Here is a 20,391-nt window from a genome sequence, read left to right on the forward strand (position 1 = left end):
TCCCGGAAAGTCTCGAAACTGAGTCTTACACAATCCTGCCATTTACTTTAATATGGAAGTGATAATTTAAAGTACCTTTTTGCTCGAGTTTTTATTGGATGAGGATTACACTGGAAGAAACCTATACATAAGGAGTGGTTTGGTTGAGTAACCTAGAGACTTGGAAGCAAGTGGATCAATACTTTATCGATCAGTTAATACCGTCAGATCCTGTCATGGAGAATGTGCTAAAGGCAAATGAAGAAGCAGGACTCCCTTCTATTGACGTGTCCGCCACCCAGGGAAAGATGCTTCAGCTGTTCGTGAAAATGAAAGCCGCAAAACATGTATTAGAAATCGGTACACTCGGTGGATACAGCACGACCTGGATGGCCAAAGCCCTACCTGAAGATGGTCATATCACGACCCTCGAATTCAATCCTAAGCACGCAGAAGTGGCCTCAAACAATCTGGAAATGGCGGGTATAAAAGATAAAGTAGAAGTGATTGTCGGCCCCGCACTAGATTCCTTGCCTACTTTGGAAGGGCGTGAACCCTTTGATTTCATTTTTATCGATGCAGATAAGGATAATAATCCCCGCTATATCAAAGAAGCCCTTACATTATCTAAGCCCGGAACAACGATTTTAGTAGACAATGTTGTTCGTGATGGAAGACTGCTTGATGCGGAAAGCAAAGATAAGAGTATTATCGGTATACGAGAGATGTTTGATTTACTAAATAACCATCCAAAACTGGATTCCACAGCCTTTCAGACGGTAGGAAGCAAAGGATATGACGGTTTTGTTCTGGCTGTCGTTACTTGAGCTCCCCTATAAGAAGTGCCTCCTTTATAAAGGAGGCACTTCTTTTAATTGGATCCAGACTGCTGTTCTGTCATCAATATGGAGAGCATGTTTATTTAAGTGCTCCGTCAATTCCTGAACATAAGCTTCCAATCCTACTTCCCGAATTCTATTATAGGTCTCTTCAAGGGAAAGCTTCGGATGGAAGAGTCCATCAGATATCAGTAAGAGGCTGCGAACCCCTCTTCTACATATCGTTCCCTGATCAAGGCAGTCCATCACTTCAGGCATACCATTGGCAACAGTATAGCCGCCTTCCACATTTGCGAGCCGTCGGTTATAGCGTAGCTTATTCATCCGTATATCATAATAACTCTCAGGAGGAATTTCCTCCCCAGCCTTTCTTCCTTCTGCACGTTTTTGCTTGGCCCTTTCGCTAATTCCTTTTACAGAGTCCGATGTGAGGACAGTAAACTTACCCTCTTCATCCTCTATGAGGATCATAGAGTCTCCCAGCTGCACATATTGAATATGGTCGTTCATGACTTCAACTGCAGCCACGCATGTGGACCAGCGTTCTTCTCCGATATCTGTTTGTACTGCGTACTTTTCCATCTCTTCCCGCAGATGAATATTCGCTTCTTCTACCGCTTGAGCTAACCCTTCCCCACCACTTAACTGATCCAGTTTAGCTTTGAAAATTTGCGCAGCAAGGTAGGCTCCATTATGGCCTGCTTCATCTTCAAAACAAACAAGGGGAGTAGCTCCATCCAAAACACCATAAATACAAGCCTGTGAGTTTAAAACAAAGGCATCTTCACATTCCTTTTTTACCGGGCTCTTTTTTTGAATATGTTCTACAGAGGTGACATTCAATTGATCCCCTCCCTTTTCACCCAATCCTCTCTTAACATTCCATATACCACATGATCTGTATATTCTTCATAAAGTCGGGCTGCCTGCCGGATGACACCTTCCTGCTTGAAACCCAGCCTCTCCGGTACTCCCCGGCTCTTTTTATTTTCAGATGCCGCTCGAATTTCAATGCGGTTCATCCCTATCGTTTCAAACGCATAGTCGAACAACACTTCACATGATCGTGTAAGGAGCCCCTTTCCTTTGTAATCAGCTCCCATCCAGTACCCGATGCTGGTCACTTTGTTTTTCTCATCGATCTCATGAAAATCAACGACACCGGCAATTCCCCCCTTGTAAAGTATGCAAACGGTCAGACCGTTATTTTCCGCATAACGGCGTAAGCTCATCTTTATGTAATTTCTTGTATCTTCGACCTCTTTCGTGAAATGGATCCATGGAAGCCATGCCTGTATGTGATCTCTGGAACGATCCGATAACTTAAACAGCTCTTCCGCGTCGCGGTGGTCAATCATTTTCAGTGATAACTCGTCATCGATTCTGTGTTCAAACATTAGTCTTCTCCCCCTTTTCATCTGTGGTCATTTGTATTCGACAACATCCTTCCTTGTTCCTGCAAAAAAAAGAACGACAGAACAAGTCTGTCGTTCTTTTGTATTTATGGCTTTAATACCAGCTTTCCTTTTGTTTTTCTAGCTTGCATGACTTCATGCACATGAGCCGCTTCGTCTAAATGAAACACCCCGCCAACGGTCAACTTCAAATCTCCCGACTTAATCATTTTCAACAAGTGATTCAAGCTCTTTTCAAAAAGGACGGGTTTTTTCATAATCTGTGGCAGGAAGAATCCGATAACCGATAAGTTTCGATTCATTAATCCAGAGGGGTACATTTGAGCTGGCTCTCCACTGGCTACCCCATAAACAACCACTCTTCCGAATGCTCTCATACATTTGACGGTCTCGTGAAAGATATCGCCTCCTGCCATTTCAAGAGCCAAATCGACACCTCTTCCATCCGTCGCCTCCAACACTTCTTCACGCCAATTCGGATGGGTGTAATTGATCGCATGATCAGCCCCTAAATCGCGGGCAAGCTTCAACTTTTCTTCTGAGCTCGCTGTAGCGATCACTTTTCCTGCGCCAAAATGTTTAGCGAGTTGCACAGCGAGAGAACCCACACCACCAGCCGCTGCATGGATGAGGACGGTTTCCCCTTTTTCCAGCCTCCCCATTGTTGTAAGGATATGATAAGCGGTTAACCCTTGTAAGGGGAGAGCAACAGCCGTTTCATCTGTCACTTCGTTCGGAATAGGTATTAAAGTACTCTCCTTCGTTTTCACATATTCCGCATAGCCTCCTGAGCCGACGAGAGTCACGACACGGTCTCCCTGAGAGACTCGGCTTACCCCTTCACCAACTTCTTCTACAACCCCGGCTACCTCCGCTCCTGGAATAAAGGGAAGAGGGGTAGGTACAACATACGCCCCTTCACGCCTTGCTGTGTCCGCATAGTTCACTCCAATAGCATGAACCTTGAGAAGGACTTCCCCTGCTTCAAGCTCTGGACGATCGACATCCACTTTTTCTAATACAGAAGGGCCTCCATATTCCTTGAACTGTATGGCTTTCATTGTCATCCTCCTCATTTCCCTACGAAATTAGGTTTGCGCTTTTCCTTGAATGCCTGTACGCCTTCTTTGTGATCTTCCGTTGAAACCATCATCGTCTGAGTGATTCGCTCCTGTTCAAGTATTGTAGCTAAGTCTGAGCGATCGGCCTGATCCACGATTTTTTTCATCATCCCCATGGCTCTGCCCGGTCCTTTGGAAAGAGCAAGAGCATAGTTCATGGCTTCCTCTTCTAAGTCAGCTAGTGGAATCACACGATTCACAAGTCCCCATTCGGCAGCTGTTTCAACAGGGATAGGTTCTGCACGGAAGAGAAGTTCTTTCGTTCGGTATGGGCCAAGCAACCTGGATAAAAAGTAATGTCCGCCACCATCCGCAACAAGTCCGACTTGAGCAAAGCTGAGAACAAACTTACTTTCTTCCCCTGCCAGAATCTGATCACAGGCAAGGGCTAGGTTAAAACCAGCCCCTGCTGCGTAGCCATGAACTACCGCGACCACTGGTTTGGCTAAATCTTTAAATTTCAAAATCAATCGATTTAATTCCCCAACGTGGTCATATAAATGCTGCGCATCAGCTGTCCCCATGGATTTGACATCTCCACCAGCTGAAAAAGACCTCCCGGCACCTGATAGAACCACAACTTTCACATCATCATTACGTTCAGCTTCATCAAGGGCGTTCTGGAGCCCGATAATCATTTGATCCGAAAAAGCATTCAAGGCATCCGGCCTGTTCAGTACACAGGATAATACAGGCCCTTTTATATCGACACTCAAGTGATCATTTCCTAGTTTCATTTCGATCATCTCCTTTTTTATGATACATACTGACCGGCTGCAATCAATCGATCGGCAAGGTTACGGTTTCTTTCCACCGCTCCTTCCCATTGGTACTCACTCAATAGCACGGGGATATGACGTAACGTTTGAACACGTTCCTCCCCTTTCAGCAAGGTGGACAAGAGTTGGGTAAGGGTACGCTGGACGTTCAATGCGGACTGTTCAATTAACGTATAGGTCATCATTTCTTTTAGTGGAAGGCTTGGATCTTTCGCATGTTCCGCTTTTTTTGTCCTTAAGACCGCAGACTCGACACGATATATATCTATAGCAAGATCAGCGAGCTTCATTAATACTTCCTGCTCACCCTGTATGGATTTTCCATACATGCGATAAGCCGCTCCCCCGCAGACAAGGTACAGATCCTTCATGAGAGCGACAACTTCCTTACAAGGGTCCGATTGTTTATATCCGCCATTTTTAAGTGAATACTCCGCCTTTTCCATCAGTGATGCTGCGTCAAATTCCTCTTTAGCTGCTTTCTGAAAAAAGGCACCTGGAATTAACAGACGGTTGATTTCATTCGTTCCTTCAAAGATTCGATTAATTCTAGAATCACGATAGGCTTGTTCAATCGGGTATTCCTTGATGAACCCCGCTCCTCCATGCAACTGCAACGCTTCATCTACCACTTCGTCAAGCGTTTCTGAACCCGTGACCTTACAAATTGCAGCTTCAAGCTTATGCTCATTCATCGCCTTAGCCGTTGCCCGTTGATCCTCTGAATCGTAGTGGCCGTGAAGAGAAGCTTCAATATGACCAGCTGTCCGGTAAAGCAGAGACTCTGTTCCATAGATTCGCGCGGCCATCGATGCGAGTTTTTCCTTGGTTGCCGGAAATTCAGCAATGCTTTTTTTAAACTGTTTCCGTTCTTTCACATGGGTAATGGCTAACTGAAAACTATATTTTGCCGCTCCCATCGTGGCAAAACCTAAATTGAAACGCCCTAAATTCAAAACGTTCAAAGCAATCAGATGTCCTTTACCAACTTCCCCTAACAAGTTTTCAACAGGAACCTCACAATCTTCCATCACGACAGAACAAGTCGAAGATCCTTTAATTCCCATCTTCTGTTCTTCCGGTCCGATGGAAAGGCCCGGGAAGTCTTTCTCGACAATGAAAGCTGTAAAATGTTCTCCGTCTACTTTCGCATACACGATAAACGTGTCAGAAAAAGCAGCATTGGTGATATAAATCTTAGTACCGTTCAATAGATAATGGTTACCTGTTTCATTCAGCACAGCGGTCGTTCTTGCGGAAAGAGCGTCTGACCCTGCTTCTGGCTCTGTTAGACAATAAGCCCCTATGTACTCTCCTGATGCGAGTTTAGGCAAATATTTTTCTTTTTGCTGCTTTGTACCAAAGTAAGTGATCGGTAACGTAGCAATACACGTATGATTAGAATGGGCAACACTATAGCCACTCGCGTTTCCCAATGCCTCACCGACGATTCCTTTACTGACCTTATCTAACCCCAGTCCTCCGTAGTTTTCGGGAATGCTGTGGCCAAGCAGCCCTAAATCTCCGGCTTTACGCATTTTTTCCGATACAAAATCAAAATCTCCGTCTTCAATTCGATTCCTATTCGGATGTATTTCCTGGGTAATAAATTGTCGAGCAGTGGCAGCTATCATCTTATGCTCATCTGTACGATCTTCCGGTGTAAACACTGACTCCTGTGATACTTCCGAAATCAAAAACTCCCCACCTCGAACATTATGCTGAACTGGTTGCATTTTTACCCTCCTTGATTTGTCCGCTTTCACGGTCATACGTTAGTATAGATTCAAATAAACCTTCCTCAGCAACAAAATCAATCTCTTGCGGATCAAGCCCGGCATTTACGAGCAATTTCCCAATCCTGCAGGTCCTTAATAATTCCTTTGCAGCACCACTCCCCTTATAAAAACCAAGAGCTGTAACGGCTCCATCGGAGAGCCCCCACTTCCCCTTCTTTTGCATGTGATAGACTAAACTGCCGACACCATAAAAGTCTTCGACCGTAAATTTCCCGCTTGACCCTGCACAAATGAGCACGACATCATCTTCTATATGGCGCTCTGCCATATGAGCTGCCATCGCTGGATTGTTCAGTAATGAAGAGGCATATAGGGAAGAGGCTTGTCTGGATTGATGTAACGCGATCGTTCCGTTTGTCGTCGTCAAAATCAGATGCTTATCCTTGATGATCGACTTCAAATAGGTTCTTAAGGGAGGTTCGAACCCCTCAATCCTTCTTCCTTTATCTTCACCAGCCATAACGAAAGGGTCATTGAATTGTTCCGCTTTTTTCCGAGCTTCATCTGGGCTGAATACAGGAATGACACTGGACGCACCATCTGCAATAGCAGCCGTAATGGTCGATGTGGCGAATAAAACATCAAAGACGACAACGACTTTCCCTCTCAGCTCTTCCGGTAGGATATCTTCTTTCTTAAAGATGACTTGGACATTCCCCATGCTAGAGGCCTGCAGTTTCTTCCGCATGTCGGATCAACTGATTGACGAAGACGTGCATACCAGCAAACCTTGGATCCTCGGTTTGTCCATTTTTATAGCGATAGTAGATTTGCTGGACGATTCCTGCCAGTTTGAAATAGGCGAAGGTCAAATAGAAGTCGATATCTTCTACGTCTCTTCCACTTTTTTCAGCATAGCGGTGAATGAATTCATCTCTTGTATAGAATCCTTTTTGAACGGTGAGCGGCGGTTTCCCCAGTCCCGTTTTCAAGAGTTCGGGATCGTTTTTTTGAATCCAATAACTCATGGCAGCACCAACATCAGCCATCGGATCACCCACGGTGGTCATTTCCCAATCAAACAAACCTACCATCTCCGAAGGATCTTCCTTACTGAACATGGCATTATTCAACTTGTAATCATAATGAATGATGGAAACATCTTTGGATTCCGGAATATTTCCGGCCAGCCACTTTTTCAAGCGCTCTCCGGAAACGACATCATCCGTTCTCGCTTTCTCGTAGCGCTTAATCCATCCGTGCACTTGCCTATCCATAAACCCTTCAGGCTTGACCATATCTTTCAAGGGAGTATTCCGATAATCCAGTGAATGAAGCTCTGCTAACCGGTCGACCATGGTTTCGGATAGCTTCCTACCTAGCTCTTCTGTCGCTTCCACACCTTCAGGGTAGGTGTGATCAAATACTAGCCCCTCTCTCCGTTCCATCACAAAAAAAGGGTGGCCAATCAGATTGCCAGATTCATAGAGATAGGGTTTCGGTGCTAAAGGATAAACGGGATGTAAAGATTGAAGAACCTTGAATTCGCGTTCCATGTCATGTGCCTTTGGAGCGACCGGCCCCATAGGAGGGCGGCGTAAGACCGCTTTCCACTCTTCTCTCACTGAAAGTTCATAGGTCAGATTGGAATGCCCCGCCCCGAACTGCCTGATTTGAATATCACCTGAAGGAATATCTAACTGTTGTCTTAAATAACGTTCAAGCTTCTTTGCGTCCAGTTCTTCCCCTTGACGGACAGGCCTTGTATCTTCTGTATAAACCATGTAGACCCCCCTTATTTTGGAACCATTTGATAAGATGACAAGGTTTCTTTCATATCAGATGTCAGTGCGACACTCTGCTGTTGTTCAAAGTCGAATTGTACAATAACCGACAAGCCCTTGGCCGCAAGTTCCCCTGATTCCTTTTCAAACATGTCCTGCTCTAAATGAAAACTGGAGCGCCCAACTTTCACGACATGGCTCCGAATGATCAACGTCTGATTAAAATACACCTGTTTGATGAAATCACATTTCGTCGAAGCAAGGATAAAGTTCCAATCATCTCCTACCAGCGCAAGATCATTAAAAAATCGAATGCGCGCATCCTCCATATAGACGAAAAAGTTATTGTTATTCACATGCCCTAATAAATCGGTTTCACAAAACCTGACGTTCACTTCCATTTCATGCATTTGTTCTCCTCCTCAACTTTTAACAGGATTCTCATAGGTATAAAAACCCTTCCCTGTTTTTCGGCCAAGCTCCCCTGCTTTCATTTTCTCTTCCAATGTTTTAGATGGCCGGTCTTTGGGGTCGCCTGTCTCCTTAAACTGTTGCTGCATCACATAATAGCCTACATCGATCCCTGACAAATCCATCAGTTCAAACGGTCCGATTGGATGGTTCAACGCCTTTTTAACAATTTTGTCGATATCTTCATAATCCGCGTATCCCCCCTCATACAAGCTCATCGCTTCTTTTTGAATCGCGAATAAAATTCGATTGGCGATAAAACCTGAGATTTCTTTTTGCAATAGAACCGCGGTCCGGTTCATCTCTTCACATACCTTCATGGCCACAGCAGCCGTTTCTTCTGACGTATGTTCACCCCTGACGACTTCCACACAGTCCATGACAAGTGGTGGGAAGAAAAAGTGCATGTTGCACACCTTATCCGGCCTTGAAGTTGCGTCAGCTATCAATGAACTGACGATGGTCGATGAGTTAGTTGCAAAAATTGTATGGGAAGGTGTATACTCATCCAGTTTCGCGAACACTTGTCGCTTTACATCCAGCTTTTCAACGACAGCTTCAATGACAAGGTCGACATCTGAAACCGCTTGTTCCATTTCTGTGGTGAAATGAAGGCGGGTAAAAGCTTCTTCACGCATCTCATTGGAGATTTTTTCTTTTTTTACCCACTTGTCCATAATTCCTGAAAGTTTCATTTCTGCCTTTTCCAATGATTCCTGACTGATATCCTGTAGCTTTGTATCATATCCAGCTAATGCACCAAGCATGGCAATCTGATGCCCCATGCTGCCTGCTCCGATCACCGCTAACTTTTCAATCGTCATGGGTATCCTCCTCGATTCCTTTAAAAATCAACCGCATATACAAATCAGTCAAAGACTTTTCATCCACTTCACCATCCGGTTCGTACCAAAAATAGCTCCAGTTCGCCATCCCAAGAACTGCATAAGACAACATATCTGCACGCAAGTCTTTTTTGAACTCGCCTGCCTCCATCCCTTCTCCCAGCACTTTCTGGATGTTTTCCTGGAATTGTTGCCGCTTAGGAAGAATGATGGCTGTCTTCTCTTCACTCAGGTGTCTCATTTCTTGAAAAAACACAAGGGCACTATGACCGTTTGTTCGGATATTACTGATTAACAATTCTACAATTTGGTACAACTTTTCAGAGTTTGACAGACCTTCGTTTGTCATGATTTTCTCTTGTCCGTCCAGCAGGTGGTCAATAAACGATTGGTGGATATGAACGAGCACATCTTCTTTGTTCTTGAAATAATAATAAAATGTCCCCTTCGTCACTCCGTTTGCTTCGACAATGTCTTGAATGGAAGTGGCCTGGAACCCCTTTTTACCGAATAACTCTATAATTGTGTCCATCATTTTTTCTTTCATGTCTACCCGTCCTAACTCAGCAAAATCCATCAACAGGAAGCGTGCATGCCACCGTCGACAACGAGAACGTCTCCGGTCACATAATCCGAGGCACGACACGCCAGAAATAGAGCCGCTCCCTTCAAGTCCTCCTCCGAACCGAAGCGCCCGAGCGGCGTTCGATCGAGAATGAAATCTCCTCCGTGCTCAAGCACACCTTTCGACATTTTCGTCGGGAAGAAGCCGGGAGCAAGTGCGTTCACCTGAATGTTATGCGCTCCCCACTTCACCGCAAGATCCTTCGTAAAGGTGATGACCGCCCCTTTACTGGCATTGTAACCGACGGTCTCCATAAACCTTGGATCCGCTCCACCAAGGCCAGCAACAGAAGCGATATTGATGATTTTTCCGGATTTTTGCTTAACCATGTGCTCGCCAACCTTTTGGGACATAAGGAAAGTTCCAGTTACATTAACATTCATCACCTTTTGGAAGGCTTCCAAGGGCATCTCAAGTGTCGGGGCGCCCCACGTAGCCCCACTATTGTTAACAAGAATATCAATCGATTCGAATTTGGCTACCGCTTCATCCACTACACGATCAATATCATCAGGGTTCGTGACATCACAGCCGAGGGCAAGAGTCTCGACACCACATTCACTTTCCAACCTGAGGGCTGTTTGTTCACATGCCTCTTGTTTACGGGAGCAAACAATTATATTTGCCCCTGCTTCTGCGAGACCTTCAGCAATTTGCTCACCGAGGCCACGACCACCTCCCGTAACGAGGGCGGTTTTCCCTTTCAAATCAAAAAGATCTTTAACATGCATGATCTCACTCCTCATATTTAGATAATTCAAGTTTAGCGATTTGTCTCCGATGGACCTCATCCGGACCGTCAGCCAGCCTCAATGTCCGTGAATTTGCCCATTGGGCTGCCAAGGTGAAATCATCACTGACCCCTGCCCCCCCATGAGCCTGAATCGCCCGATCAATCACTTTTAATGCCATATTCGGGGCGACCACCTTAATCATGGCGATTTCAGTTTTCGCTTCTTTGTTACCAACAGTGTCCATCATATAAGCAGCCTTCAAAGTAAGCAGACGTGCCTGTTCAAGTTCAATCCGGGAGTCTGCGATCCACTCCCGCACCACCCCTTGGTCGGCCAATGGACGATGAAAGGCTTCTCTTTTTTGAACGCGCTTACATAAATCTTCAAGCGCTCGTTCCGCCGCTCCGATTAACCGCATGCAGTGGTGGATTCTTCCCGGTCCAAGGCGCCCTTGAGCGATGGCGAACCCCTTCCCTTCTCCCCAAATTATGTTTTCCTTCGGTACACGGACATTGTTAAAATCAATTTCTGCATGTCCATGAGGAGCATGGTCATACCCAAACACAGGCAACATACGCTTTATGTGAACCCCTTCTGTATCCAAAGGGACAAGAATCATCGACTGTTGTTCATGACGCTTCGCATTTGGATCCGTCTTCCCCATAAAAATGGCTATTTTACACCTTGGATCCCCCGCGCCCGAAGACCACCATTTCCGACCATTGATGACATAATCGTCTCCGTCCTGCGTAATCATAGACTTAATATTTGTCGCATCAGAAGAAGCCACATCCGGCTCGGTCATAGAAAAGCAGGACCTGATCTCCCCTTTTAACAGAGGTTCCAGCCATTCGTTTTTTTGAGCTTCACTTCCATAGCGGGCAAGCACCTCCATATTTCCTGTATCTGGTGCATTGCAATTGAAAACTTCCGGGCCGATGAGTGAACGTCCCATCATCTCACACAGCGGAGCATATTCAATGTTTGAGAGACCCGCCCCATATGTATCGTTAGGTAAAAACAAATTCCAAAGCCCTTCCTCTTTCGCTTTCAATTTCAGCTCTTCCATGATGGGAGGAACTTCCGAAAAGCGATCATCTTGTGCATTTAATTGGTCCTCATACACCGACTCATTCGGATAAACGTATTCATCCATAAACCGTCCCAGCTTTTCAAGGTAGCCTTTAACCTTATCGGAATAATCAAAGTTCAACCTTTTTCCTCCTCCTTCGCAAAAAACATACCAAACGGTTAGTATGCATCCATTTTATACCTACTATTCTGAAAATTCAACAAAAAGTGAATGATTATTCATATTTAAGATCGAAGCCTCCCTCTTCCAGGAAAGCTCCCTTTTCTTGAAGACTCAGTTTCGAGGCTTTTGTTGGGTAGATAGGGGCTGCGGGGAATAGCTCGCTTTCCGCGGGAGCGCGGTGAGCCTCCTCGGACTGCGTCCTGTGGGGTCTCACCAAGCACTTTTTTCCCGCAGGAGTCTCGCCATTCCCCTCCGCCCCTTTGCTATATAACTATCTCGAAACCACTTTCCAATCTTCAGCTTTTCAGTTTGATGGGAGTATAAGGATGAAACTCCCATGCCGGGGTGATTGAACCCTAAAAGCTTGATACAGAGCGTTTCATACCTACAACAATCGGGATAGAGGGAGACCTTCCAACTTGGCAAAGGGGTTCGTTATCCCTTTTATCGAATGGGGTGGTTGGGAAGCTGCGAGACTCCCGTGGGAGAAAGGAGATCGGCGAGATCCCGCAGGGCTAAGCCCGAGGAAGCTCGGCTCTCCCCCACAGGAAAGCGAGGAGCTTCCCAGCCACCCTGATTCTAAACTGGGCAACGAACCCTGGAAACATCTCGGAACTGAGTCTTCAAGAAACCTGCCACTTCCTTTAATAAGGAGAAATAAAAAAAGATGCCAGTGTACGCTGGCATCAGACCGTAGGGAAATTTTCCATGGCGTGGTAAACCATGTACCTCGAGCTTTCGTGAACTCTCAGTACTATAAAGTATGCCCGTATCCTCTCATTGCCTTGGCATTCACCTAGTATTTTTACAAACTATGAAGATTCTTAGAATAATAGGCAACTATACAAGCACTCTCTATGAACAGCCATAGAATGTATAGAAAAACAAAGAAGGAGATGTTTTAATGAGTTGTAAAGGAAGAGATAACAGCTGCGTTCGCGATGTGATCAAAGAAATCATCAAAGCTCAAGATGAAGTGGCCGCTTTGATGGATAATGGATGTTGTGATGTCAGCTGTGAGCGTTCCATCCGTGATCTGCTTTCACCTGCTGACGAAGCTCCACGTAACACTACTGTTCCATTCATTTTGTACTGCAAAGACTGCAAGCCATTCGTCGGAAGTGGTGTCATTCGCAAGCAACTGGGAATGTCCGAAAACACATTTCTTGATTGCCTAAGCTCTCCAATTTTCAGAGCTAAAAAATTCACGAATGATGGAAAATGCGTGAAGCTGGAGCTTTTGATCCCTGTTACAATGGGAGGATCACAACCAGAGAGATCCTGTAACGGAAAACATGTGTGTGACTATTTCCCAGGAAACTCTATCCGTAATCTTCGTGCGACAGGAGTCTGCATTACTGTAGACCTTGATTGCTTCTGCAGCATCACATGTCTAGAGCCTACTACTCCATTGATGGCGACACGCGAGGAAATGGACGACGCAATGTCTCAATTCGAAGGATAATTTAAAAACGTGCATGGAACCTTGTTCCTGCACGTTTTTACATAATAGATACACGGATTGGATAATAAGCGCGCGTAACTTCTCCATCTGTGTCCTCCCACTGGACCCCGATACGGTAAACCTTTTCTGAATCATCCAATCCATAGACTTCAAAACTGGTACCCTCTACAGAGATGGTAGTAACTGAGTTGTTATCCATTTCATCGTAGAAGATCATATCTGGGTCTCTTGTAGAGAAACTCAGTGTTATTTCTGTGGACCTTTGCAACTCGTAATCTTTTATCTTCAGTTCTTTCTCCAATTGAGAAACGGACCGCTGCTCTTCAGAAACAGAACAATTTTTCTCGTGTAGGCAAACAACTTTACCCTTTAAAGGATACGTTTCTCCTTTTACTTCTAAAGTAATTTCCCGGATTGTATCTTTGTTGAGCGCTTCCTGCTTATCGTTTCCATTACTAAAGAAACTCACACTCAGAATGAATATTAATAGTGCGACAACCATGCTGTATTTTTTCATGATTAACCTTTCACCACTGGATTCATCCCCCACCATCCGTTTCGTTTTCGAATGGTTACAATCTGTCCAATATGGTAAGCATTGTGCATGAATAAATTCGACAGGGTCTCTGCCCACATTTCAAGCTTTTCTTGACTGCATGATAGAACCTCTTGTTTAAACATCGTCATGACCATTTGGAAGTCAGCCACTCTTGCATGCCACTGCACTTGTCCGTGATTTTGAAACGTATCATAGTGGCGCGGGCGTTCAGCGACTTCCTCTCCGCGGAATCTACTTAAGTAACGTTCATTGTAAAAATAAAGATGATGCACAATTTCAGCAATAGAATGGTGCTGGTCATGCAGTTTCTCCACCGCTTGTGGTTCTTCCAATTCTCTTACGGCATAATTGAAACAGACAAACCAGCTGTTTTCATCATGAACAGATCTCAACTGTTCCAATAACACTTCTCTAAGAGCCATTTAAACACCTCCTTGTTTGGATATTCCCTTTTTTAATAACCTTAAGTCAATCCTATTGGAAAGATTAGTTATTCCATTTATAATGAAGATAAAGGATGATCCTCTCAAATTCACACCTATAGAGGCTCATTTTATAGAGAGGAGCTTGCGAATGGAAACGAACCAAGCTTTACATGACTTCCTTCTACATAAAGCGGAAGCTTTAACAGAAGAATGGTACAATTCATTAAATCAACATGATGTGTCCGGAGTATATGCATCTAAAGATTCAGAAACCGTCAAAAATCTTAAAGCACAAAATTATGAATTTCATAAATATATGCGTCAGCTATTTATCCTTGACCGCGATGATTTTTTCAGCCAAATCAATGGTTGGATTATTGAGATCGGCAGAGACCCCAACCATTTAAATACACCCACCCATGAAATTATCCGGGAATTCATGCGTGTTCGTGAACAATATCTGGATTTTCTGGAAGAGTTTATCCTGCAGTATGAAACCCCAGTTTCCCGAGATCTTGAAAATGAATGGAAACGTTTGTTAATTGAAGTCTTTGATGAAATCATGTTCAAGGTGTCAGAAGAAAAATCCAACCAGCTGAATAAAAAGATTGATCACCAACGCACGGTGATCAACGAATTAAGTTCACCTCTTATACAATTATCAAACGACCGCGCCCTTCTCCCGCTTGTCGGTAATATCGATACTGAACGTGCTACATCGATTCAGGAGAACACCTTGAAAAATTGTACGGAAGAGAACATCGATGTCCTCTATATCGATCTATCAGGTGTTTATCTCGTAGACACCATGGTGGCCCAGCAGATTTTTCAATTGATTGATAGTTTACAATTGATCGGTGTTTCATCGACCGTTGTCGGTATTCGACCTGAAATTGCTCAAACAGCTGTGCAGCTCGGTGTCGATTTCAGAAATGTCACAACTACCGCGACGCTTTCCCAAGCGATGGCCGGTCAATCCTTTTAATCACTGGAACTCCCTATCAAGGGGGTTCTATTTTTTTATTACTTCAATCATCCTCTTTAAAAAAGGAAGGGTATATGTTTCATATCCCAGACACTCCTCAAGCCACTCCAAATGTTCTTCCATTATAACAGCCAATCGGCCCACAGCCTTATCATGTTTCTCTAATGAAATCCAGCGATACACGTTCTCCATCTCCTGAACGTGAGCAGATGGAAGTGCATGTGGGACAGCCTTCAAACCAAGCTGCGCTCGATCCGGTGCGTATTTTTGTAAAAGAAGTTTCCCCACATTCACACCTATATCATTAGCTACCTTCACAGCCCAAATGTCGTTCCCACGATCAGCCGCTTTCTTGTATTGCAGGAAGAAGAAAGCAATGTCATCGACCGCATATAAAAAATCCTTTTCAGATAAATAGAGATTCTGATGAGTTTCATGCTTTTCCATACGTTGTTCCGGATCATAGAGAACACGGAAAAAATCTTTATGTACGAGCGTTTCCTCAGTAACTGTAAAAAGATCGACGTGCAGCAGATTTTCATATACAGCAATAATTTGAGGAGCGATAATAAAAATATCATCATAGAAAATGATAGGCTGATAGCTTTCAAGGTGCTTTTGTCTATTATTCAAAAATGCTTCTTTATCCGCCTCGTCAACCAGCACATACAAATCCACATCTGAGTGCTCATCTTCCTCCTCTCGGCCCATCGAGCCTTTTAGGAAAATAGCCTTCACAAGGTTATCTTTCTGCAAACTTTCCGTTATCGTTTCTACTGCTTCTCTCTGTCTCATCCTACCCCTCCTAGAGATAAAGATTACATCATCATATAATAGAATGAATTTTTTGTAAAAGGAGTTTGAATATGCCTCGAGAAAAATCACTGGAACTTTTAAAGCTTGAATCTCTTCTTAATCGAATTTCCACCCATCATCCTCTCAGAGAAGAAATAGCAAACCGCCTGGGCCACTTGTCTGCCGGGCATTTTGGTGAAACAACAGCTGATCACTACATGGAGTACTTGCCGGGAAGAAGCATGCAGGATGTCAGGCTCCACGATGGTGTCTGGCCTTTTCAGATTGATGCGCTTCTCCTTTATCAGGAATGCTTGGTCCTTATAGAAATAAAGAATTATAAAGGAGAGTTACAGTTCGACCTCGACCACAGGAAACTTATAAGTACGGTAGAAGGAAAAAGTGAGGTATTCCAGGATCCCTTTGTACAAGTGGAACTGCAGAAATTTCAGTTACAACGCTGGTTAAAGATGTCAAGCTTCCCCTCCATCCCTATCTACTCTTTCGTAGTCATCGCAAACTCGAATGCCTCCCTTACCTTTCAAGGAGAAGACTTTAGTAAAAGAAAAAGAGTTCATTCAGACGTCATTTTAGAATATGGCCTTTCAAAAGATGAGCTCAATTGGGGTGTTCCGTGTCCTTCTTGTCGCATGCTAGGCATGGCGCGCCGCCGTGATCATTGGCTTTGCGGACGGTTTGGAACGAAATCAAAGGATGCGCATTTACTTTTGTTAAGAGATCATCAATTACTGATTGGAGACACGATTACAAATGCAGAATTCCGCGTTTCTGCGGGGATCGGTTCGTTAAGGTTGCGCGCACTCTCTTAAACCAATGTTGCTCCCACAACAATCGCCACTCCAAAGCAAGAATATATACGATAGATTTAGTTAGGTAACTTTCAAAAGTCGTTAAGTCACTTTCGACCAACGTTAGGGCACTTTCCTTTCCTCAGCACAAAAAAAGAAGGGAAACTCCTAAGAGTCTCCCTTCCGCTAAGAACCTTATCGGATTTGGCCGGTACCCTTCATCAAGAACTTCACTGTAGTCAGTGCAGGAAGTCCCATCGGGCCACGAGCATGCAATTTTTGTGTGGAAATACCGATTTCAGCTCCGAAGCCTAGCGCACCACCGTCTGTGAACCGTGTGGACGCATTGTGATAAAGTGCGGCAGCATCCACAAGTGCAAAGAATGTCTCTGCTGATTCTGCATCTTCGGTCACAATCGCTTCTGAATGTTTCGTACCGTAAGTTTCAATGTGTGCGATCGCATCGGTTAGATCATCCACAGCTTTAACGGCAATATCTGTGCTCAAATATTCGTTCGCCCAGTCGTCTTCGCCGGCAAGTACAGAACCCGGAATGATATCCAGGATATACTCATCGCCGTGCACAGCAATGTTGTTTTCTTTCAAGGCAGCGATAAGTGCGTCTTTATTGTCGTCCAACCACTCTTTGTGGACAACGAGTGTTTCAGCAGCGTTACATACCGCCGGACGATCTGTTTTCGCGTTCACGAGAATGTTGATCGCTTTCTCAACATCGGCATGTTTATCCACATAGATATGGCAGTTCCCAACACCTGTTTCGAGTACAGGTACTGTTGCATTCTCGACAACAGCCTGGATTAGCTTGCCGCCACCACGTGGAATGAGTACGTCAATGTGTTCTTTCATTTTGAAAAGTTCATTCGTTGCGGAACGGTCTGTAGATGCAATGAATTGTACAGCTTCTTTCGGAATCTTCGTTTCTTCAAGACCACGGTGCATGACTTCAACGATGGCCTGGTTTGAGTTGATCGCAGAAGATCCGCCTTTCAGTACAATCGCATTACCGGATTTCAAAGCTAGACCGGTTGCATCAACGGTTACGTTCGGGCGTGCTTCATAAATCATACCGATGACACCTAGGGGTACAGTTACCTTTTCAACTTGCAAGCCATTTTCAAGCGTCCAATCTGTCACCACTTGACCTGTTGGATCTTCAAGTTTGGAAACATCGCGTAACCCCTGAGCAAACTCCGCTACACGCTCTTGAGAAAGAGAAAGACGGTCCATAAATGCATCAGTGAAGCCTTTTTCACGACCATTGGCCAAATCCTTCTCATTGGCAGCTAGAATCGTCTCATATTCGCGTTCAAGTACATCAGCTAAGTGATTAAGCGCCTGGTTCTTTTCTTCTTCAGAAAGAATCATCAATTTTTTTGAAGCCTTCTTCGCTTCTATTGCTTGTGCTTCAACATTCACATTTGTTGTTAGTGTCATCAAAGACCTCCTTGATTATTTTAAACACCTACGGGCAGGGCAACTTCTAAGTGGCAGACGAAATCTTTTCGTTCGATGGCTGCTTGTTCATATGATTCAAGTTCAGGTTCAGTCAGGCTGATCATTTTTTCCATCTCTTCAGAAGAGTAGTTGACAACGCCTAGTCCGATCTCATCTCCATCAAGTCCGTGAATGCGGACAACGGCACCTTTTTCAAAACGCCCTTTTACATGATGAACGTTCATAGGAAGAAGACTCTTCTTCATTTCAACGATCGATTCTTTCGCACGATGGTCGATAATCACTTCACCTTCAGGTCCAGAGTTAAAGGCAATCCACTGCTTCTTCTGGTCAAGGTTTTCAGAGTCTGTCGTTGTTTCAAAGTACGTCCCTGTTGCATCTCCGTACACAGCATCATAAACGATGTTCGGTGTGTTTGCTTTTCCTAAGAAGGACGAGATACCGGATGCCATGGAAATTTTGAAAGCGTCAATCTTGGACTTCATACCGCCCGTGCCGACTGCACTACCTGGGTCACCTGCTGCGGCTTCAATTTCCGGGGTAATTTCGTGGACTTTATCAAGTAGTTTAGCATCCTCATTCTTTCTAGGGTCTGCATCGTAAAGTCCGTCAATATCGGATAGAATGATCAATTGATCGGCATCGACAAGGCCTGCGACTTTAGCAGAAAGTGTGTCGTTATCCCCGAATTTCAAACGATCGATCGTAATCGTGTCATTTTCATTGACGATCGGAATAATGCCGCGCTCAAGCAGGACATTAATCGTGTTACGTGCATTGTTATAGCGGTCTTCATCAGAGAAGTCGCTGCGAGTAATGAGGATTTGTGAACCCATATAACCGTGGGATAGGAAAAGATCGGAATAAGATTCCATCAACAATCCTTGGCCAATGGATGCGGCTGCCTGTTTTTCTGGTAAAGAGCTTGGACGCTCGAGACAGCCGAGCTTACGGTAACCAGCGGCTACGGCTCCTGAGGATACGAGTAAAACTTCGTGGCCGTCGTCTTTCAGTTGGACGACTTCATCTACTAATTTTTCTAATTTACGGCGGCTGACTTCTCCATGCATACTTGTGAGAGAACTACTCCCTATTTTAATAACTACCCTTTTTTTATCTTGACTCAACATATCACTCCTGTTTAACATTTTCGCATCGATTTGCTTTATTTATTTACTGCCTACAAGTAGTCCTTCAAGTTCTTTGCTCAATTCTTTCGAGCGACTGGCTGCTCCTTTAATCGCTTCAGAGATGGCATAACCTCCGCCAGCCTGATCAAGAGCGTTCAATCCTGCTGCTGTCGTACCATTTGGTGAGGTCACATTTTCACGTAGTTCTGTCGGGCTTTCATCACGTTCAAGCATCATTTTTGCTGCTCCAAGCAATGTTTGAGCTCCGATTTCACGAAGAGTTTCACGATCCATGCCTTCTGCACGGCCAGTTTCTTCAATGTGTTCCATCAAGTAATAGAAGTAAGCAGGTCCGCTTCCAGCTATTCCTGTAAAGACGTCCATTTTATCTTCTTCAATGATGAAAACTTCACCAATGGATTTCATTAATTCTTTCGCGACAAGTACATTGTCCATGTCCGCGAAACGTCCTGGTGAGATGGCTGTCGCTGATTCGCGAAGCATGCTTGACGTATTCGGCATGACACGGATGACCTGCTGTCCTTCGTTCAATCGTTCTTCCATATAAGATGTTGAGATTCCCGCAAGTACAGAAACAAGCACTTGGTTTGCTGTCAATTTATCTTTCAAATCGGCAAGTACTGCATCAATATCTTTCGGCTTCATCGCCAAAATGAACTGATCGACTTCTTGAAAGTTCAATTCATCTTTTAAAACTGTGCGTACGCCATATTTATAATTGATTGTGTTTAAACGTTCCTGATTACTTCTATTGGTCACGATGATGTTCTCAGCTGGAATATTACCGGATTCCACCATGCCTGAAATCATCGCCTCAGCCATTGAGCCTGCACCTAGAAAAGCAATCGTTTGTTTAATCATATTGGGTTAATCTCTCCCGTTCGCATTTTTTGTTCGCTTTATTTAAGACGTTTTTCATCATAACACTGGGCAAAACTTATTCAAGGGGTTTTTGGCAAGTCGGGTCTATATACGCCAATTAGTTAGTGTAAACGGTTTCATGGGGAGGTATTTCCAATTCATCGCTTCTCATCGCAAATAATCTCGTCTCAGACATGTATTTGCGGGTTGAATTTTCAAGAAAAGCCGGAGAAAGCAAAATTGAGGGAATTATCAGACTTTATTTCTCCGTAAAACATA

The 20,391-nt window shown here is 44.4% G+C and carries 22 protein-coding genes; 4 read left to right on the forward strand and 18 right to left on the reverse strand.

Features of this window, described 5'->3' with window-relative positions; translation table 11 throughout:
- The first annotated feature begins 143 nt into the window (after positions 1 to 143).
- A complete protein-coding gene (locus J0K78_RS18455) occupies positions 144 to 806 on the forward strand; it encodes an O-methyltransferase (RefSeq protein ID WP_206948383.1) in 663 nt (220 codons plus the stop codon).
- A 24-nt stretch (positions 807 to 830) separates the two neighbouring features.
- On the opposite strand, the gene J0K78_RS18460 is transcribed toward J0K78_RS18455, so the two are convergent.
- The 12 genes from J0K78_RS18460 to J0K78_RS18515 all read right to left on the reverse strand — a co-directional run bounded on the left by J0K78_RS18460 (position 831) and on the right by J0K78_RS18515 (position 11,544).
- Positions 831 to 1,661, reverse strand: coding sequence for a protein phosphatase 2C domain-containing protein (locus J0K78_RS18460; protein ID WP_206948384.1), 831 nt, complete (start codon positions 1,659 to 1,661; stop codon positions 831 to 833).
- Positions 1,658 to 2,215, reverse strand: a complete 558-nt coding sequence (locus J0K78_RS18465) for a GNAT family N-acetyltransferase (protein ID WP_206948385.1) — start codon at positions 2,213 to 2,215, stop codon at positions 1,658 to 1,660. Before J0K78_RS18465 ends, J0K78_RS18460 begins: the two co-directional genes overlap by 4 nt.
- 104 nt (positions 2,216 to 2,319) lie before the next feature.
- Positions 2,320 to 3,294 (reverse strand): quinone oxidoreductase family protein, encoded by a 975-nt coding sequence (locus J0K78_RS18470; RefSeq protein WP_206948386.1) that lies wholly within the window; start codon positions 3,292 to 3,294, stop codon positions 2,320 to 2,322.
- Positions 3,295 to 3,305: 11 nt separating this feature from the next.
- On the reverse strand, positions 3,306 to 4,091 hold the full coding sequence (locus J0K78_RS18475; protein WP_206948387.1) for an enoyl-CoA hydratase/isomerase family protein: 786 nt from the start codon (positions 4,089 to 4,091) through the stop codon (positions 3,306 to 3,308).
- A 17-nt stretch (positions 4,092 to 4,108) separates the two neighbouring features.
- Complete coding sequence (locus tag J0K78_RS18480) at positions 4,109 to 5,869, reverse strand: acyl-CoA dehydrogenase family protein (RefSeq protein ID WP_206948388.1); 1,761 nt, start codon at positions 5,867 to 5,869, stop codon at positions 4,109 to 4,111.
- The gene (locus tag J0K78_RS18485) at positions 5,850 to 6,593 is read right to left on the reverse strand and encodes a 2-phosphosulfolactate phosphatase (RefSeq protein ID WP_206948389.1); all 744 of its coding nucleotides are present in this window, start codon (positions 6,591 to 6,593) and stop codon (positions 5,850 to 5,852) included. The genes J0K78_RS18480 and J0K78_RS18485 overlap by 20 nt, the downstream gene beginning before the upstream one ends.
- A 1-nt stretch (position 6,594) precedes the next feature.
- Complete coding sequence (locus J0K78_RS18490; RefSeq protein ID WP_206948390.1) at positions 6,595 to 7,656, reverse strand: phosphotransferase family protein; 1,062 nt, start codon at positions 7,654 to 7,656, stop codon at positions 6,595 to 6,597.
- An 11-nt stretch (positions 7,657 to 7,667) separates the two neighbouring features.
- Positions 7,668 to 8,066, reverse strand: coding sequence for an acyl-CoA thioesterase (locus J0K78_RS18495; RefSeq protein WP_160914213.1), 399 nt, complete (start codon positions 8,064 to 8,066; stop codon positions 7,668 to 7,670).
- 12 nt (positions 8,067 to 8,078) lie between these two features.
- Positions 8,079 to 8,951, reverse strand: coding sequence for a 3-hydroxyacyl-CoA dehydrogenase family protein (locus tag J0K78_RS18500; protein WP_206948391.1), 873 nt, complete (start codon positions 8,949 to 8,951; stop codon positions 8,079 to 8,081).
- Positions 8,941 to 9,519, reverse strand: a complete 579-nt coding sequence (locus tag J0K78_RS18505; RefSeq protein WP_206948392.1) for a TetR/AcrR family transcriptional regulator — start codon at positions 9,517 to 9,519, stop codon at positions 8,941 to 8,943. The genes J0K78_RS18500 and J0K78_RS18505 overlap by 11 nt, the downstream gene beginning before the upstream one ends.
- A 29-nt stretch (positions 9,520 to 9,548) precedes the next feature.
- Complete coding sequence (locus J0K78_RS18510; RefSeq protein WP_206948393.1) at positions 9,549 to 10,328, reverse strand: SDR family oxidoreductase; 780 nt, start codon at positions 10,326 to 10,328, stop codon at positions 9,549 to 9,551.
- A 4-nt stretch (positions 10,329 to 10,332) separates the two neighbouring features.
- Positions 10,333 to 11,544, reverse strand: a complete 1,212-nt coding sequence (locus J0K78_RS18515) for an acyl-CoA dehydrogenase (RefSeq protein ID WP_206948394.1) — start codon at positions 11,542 to 11,544, stop codon at positions 10,333 to 10,335.
- A gap of 946 nt (positions 11,545 to 12,490) precedes the next feature.
- Here J0K78_RS18515 and J0K78_RS18520 point away from each other — a divergent pair.
- Positions 12,491 to 13,051 (forward strand): CotY/CotZ family spore coat protein, encoded by a 561-nt coding sequence (locus tag J0K78_RS18520; protein ID WP_206948395.1) that lies wholly within the window; start codon positions 12,491 to 12,493, stop codon positions 13,049 to 13,051.
- Between the two features lie 37 nt (positions 13,052 to 13,088).
- On the opposite strand, the gene J0K78_RS18525 is transcribed toward J0K78_RS18520, so the two are convergent.
- A complete protein-coding gene (locus J0K78_RS18525; protein ID WP_206948396.1) occupies positions 13,089 to 13,568 on the reverse strand; it encodes a hypothetical protein in 480 nt (159 codons plus the stop codon).
- Positions 13,569 to 13,570: 2 nt separating this feature from the next.
- Positions 13,571 to 14,032, reverse strand: a complete 462-nt coding sequence (locus J0K78_RS18530; RefSeq protein WP_206948397.1) for a DinB family protein — start codon at positions 14,030 to 14,032, stop codon at positions 13,571 to 13,573.
- A gap of 151 nt (positions 14,033 to 14,183) precedes the next feature.
- Between J0K78_RS18530 and J0K78_RS18535 the strand changes: the two genes are divergently transcribed.
- A complete protein-coding gene (locus J0K78_RS18535) occupies positions 14,184 to 15,020 on the forward strand; it encodes an STAS domain-containing protein (RefSeq protein WP_206948398.1) in 837 nt (278 codons plus the stop codon).
- 27 nt (positions 15,021 to 15,047) lie between these two features.
- Here the strand turns inward: J0K78_RS18535 and J0K78_RS18540 are convergent, their stop codons facing one another.
- On the reverse strand, positions 15,048 to 15,815 hold the full coding sequence (locus J0K78_RS18540; protein WP_206948399.1) for a nucleotidyltransferase domain-containing protein: 768 nt from the start codon (positions 15,813 to 15,815) through the stop codon (positions 15,048 to 15,050).
- 71 nt (positions 15,816 to 15,886) lie between these two features.
- Between J0K78_RS18540 and J0K78_RS18545 the strand changes: the two genes are divergently transcribed.
- Entirely contained in the window at positions 15,887 to 16,645 is a 759-nt protein-coding gene (locus J0K78_RS18545; RefSeq protein WP_206948400.1) for a nuclease-related domain-containing protein, read from the forward strand.
- Between the two features lie 174 nt (positions 16,646 to 16,819).
- Here the strand turns inward: J0K78_RS18545 and J0K78_RS18550 are convergent, their stop codons facing one another.
- The 3 genes from J0K78_RS18550 to proC are packed head-to-tail and all read right to left on the reverse strand — an operon-like array spanning position 16,820 to position 20,112.
- Complete coding sequence (locus J0K78_RS18550) at positions 16,820 to 18,079, reverse strand: glutamate-5-semialdehyde dehydrogenase (RefSeq protein WP_206948401.1); 1,260 nt, start codon at positions 18,077 to 18,079, stop codon at positions 16,820 to 16,822.
- Between the two features lie 20 nt (positions 18,080 to 18,099).
- Positions 18,100 to 19,230 carry a glutamate 5-kinase gene (proB, locus tag J0K78_RS18555; protein ID WP_160914190.1) on the reverse strand — a complete coding sequence of 377 codons (1,131 nt, stop codon included), beginning with the start codon at positions 19,228 to 19,230 and terminating at the stop codon, positions 18,100 to 18,102.
- A 39-nt stretch (positions 19,231 to 19,269) separates the two neighbouring features.
- Positions 19,270 to 20,112, reverse strand: a complete 843-nt coding sequence (gene proC, locus J0K78_RS18560) for a pyrroline-5-carboxylate reductase (RefSeq protein ID WP_206948402.1) — start codon at positions 20,110 to 20,112, stop codon at positions 19,270 to 19,272.
- Positions 20,113 to 20,391: the final 279 nt, after the last annotated feature.

Source organism: Halobacillus sp. GSS1, assembly GCF_017307035.1.
In the GTDB taxonomy this organism is placed as follows: Bacteria; Bacillota; Bacilli; order Bacillales; family Halobacillaceae; genus Halobacillus; species Halobacillus litoralis.

Bases quoted from the DNA above. Each gene is read 5' to 3' on its own strand.
- J0K78_RS18465 (WP_206948385.1), bottom strand. From the start codon at position 2,215: ATGTTTGAACACAGAATCGATGACGAGTTATCACTGAAAATGATTGAC.
- J0K78_RS18470 (WP_206948386.1), bottom strand. From the start codon at position 3,294: ATGAAAGCCATACAGTTCAAGGAATATGGAGGCCCTTCTGTATTAGAA.
- J0K78_RS18475 (WP_206948387.1), bottom strand. From the start codon at position 4,091: ATGAAACTAGGAAATGATCACTTGAGTGTCGATATAAAAGGGCCTGTA.
- J0K78_RS18480 (WP_206948388.1), bottom strand. From the start codon at position 5,869: ATGCAACCAGTTCAGCATAATGTTCGAGGTGGGGAGTTTTTGATTTCG.
- J0K78_RS18485 (WP_206948389.1), bottom strand. From the start codon at position 6,593: ATGGGGAATGTCCAAGTCATCTTTAAGAAAGAAGATATCCTACCGGAA.
- J0K78_RS18490 (WP_206948390.1), bottom strand. From the start codon at position 7,656: ATGGTTTATACAGAAGATACAAGGCCTGTCCGTCAAGGGGAAGAACTG.
- J0K78_RS18495 (WP_160914213.1), bottom strand. From the start codon at position 8,066: ATGCATGAAATGGAAGTGAACGTCAGGTTTTGTGAAACCGATTTATTA.
- J0K78_RS18500 (WP_206948391.1), bottom strand. From the start codon at position 8,951: ATGACGATTGAAAAGTTAGCGGTGATCGGAGCAGGCAGCATGGGGCAT.
- J0K78_RS18505 (WP_206948392.1), bottom strand. From the start codon at position 9,519: ATGAAAGAAAAAATGATGGACACAATTATAGAGTTATTCGGTAAAAAG.
- J0K78_RS18510 (WP_206948393.1), bottom strand. From the start codon at position 10,328: ATGCATGTTAAAGATCTTTTTGATTTGAAAGGGAAAACCGCCCTCGTT.
- J0K78_RS18520 (WP_206948395.1), top strand. From the start codon at position 12,491: ATGAGTTGTAAAGGAAGAGATAACAGCTGCGTTCGCGATGTGATCAAA.
- J0K78_RS18525 (WP_206948396.1), bottom strand. From the start codon at position 13,568: ATGAAAAAATACAGCATGGTTGTCGCACTATTAATATTCATTCTGAGT.
- J0K78_RS18530 (WP_206948397.1), bottom strand. From the start codon at position 14,032: ATGGCTCTTAGAGAAGTGTTATTGGAACAGTTGAGATCTGTTCATGAT.
- J0K78_RS18535 (WP_206948398.1), top strand. From the start codon at position 14,184: ATGGAAACGAACCAAGCTTTACATGACTTCCTTCTACATAAAGCGGAA.
- J0K78_RS18540 (WP_206948399.1), bottom strand. From the start codon at position 15,815: ATGAGACAGAGAGAAGCAGTAGAAACGATAACGGAAAGTTTGCAGAAA.
- J0K78_RS18545 (WP_206948400.1), top strand. From the start codon at position 15,887: ATGCCTCGAGAAAAATCACTGGAACTTTTAAAGCTTGAATCTCTTCTT.
- J0K78_RS18550 (WP_206948401.1), bottom strand. From the start codon at position 18,079: ATGACACTAACAACAAATGTGAATGTTGAAGCACAAGCAATAGAAGCG.
- proB (WP_160914190.1), bottom strand. From the start codon at position 19,230: ATGTTGAGTCAAGATAAAAAAAGGGTAGTTATTAAAATAGGGAGTAGT.
- proC (WP_206948402.1), bottom strand. From the start codon at position 20,112: ATGATTAAACAAACGATTGCTTTTCTAGGTGCAGGCTCAATGGCTGAG.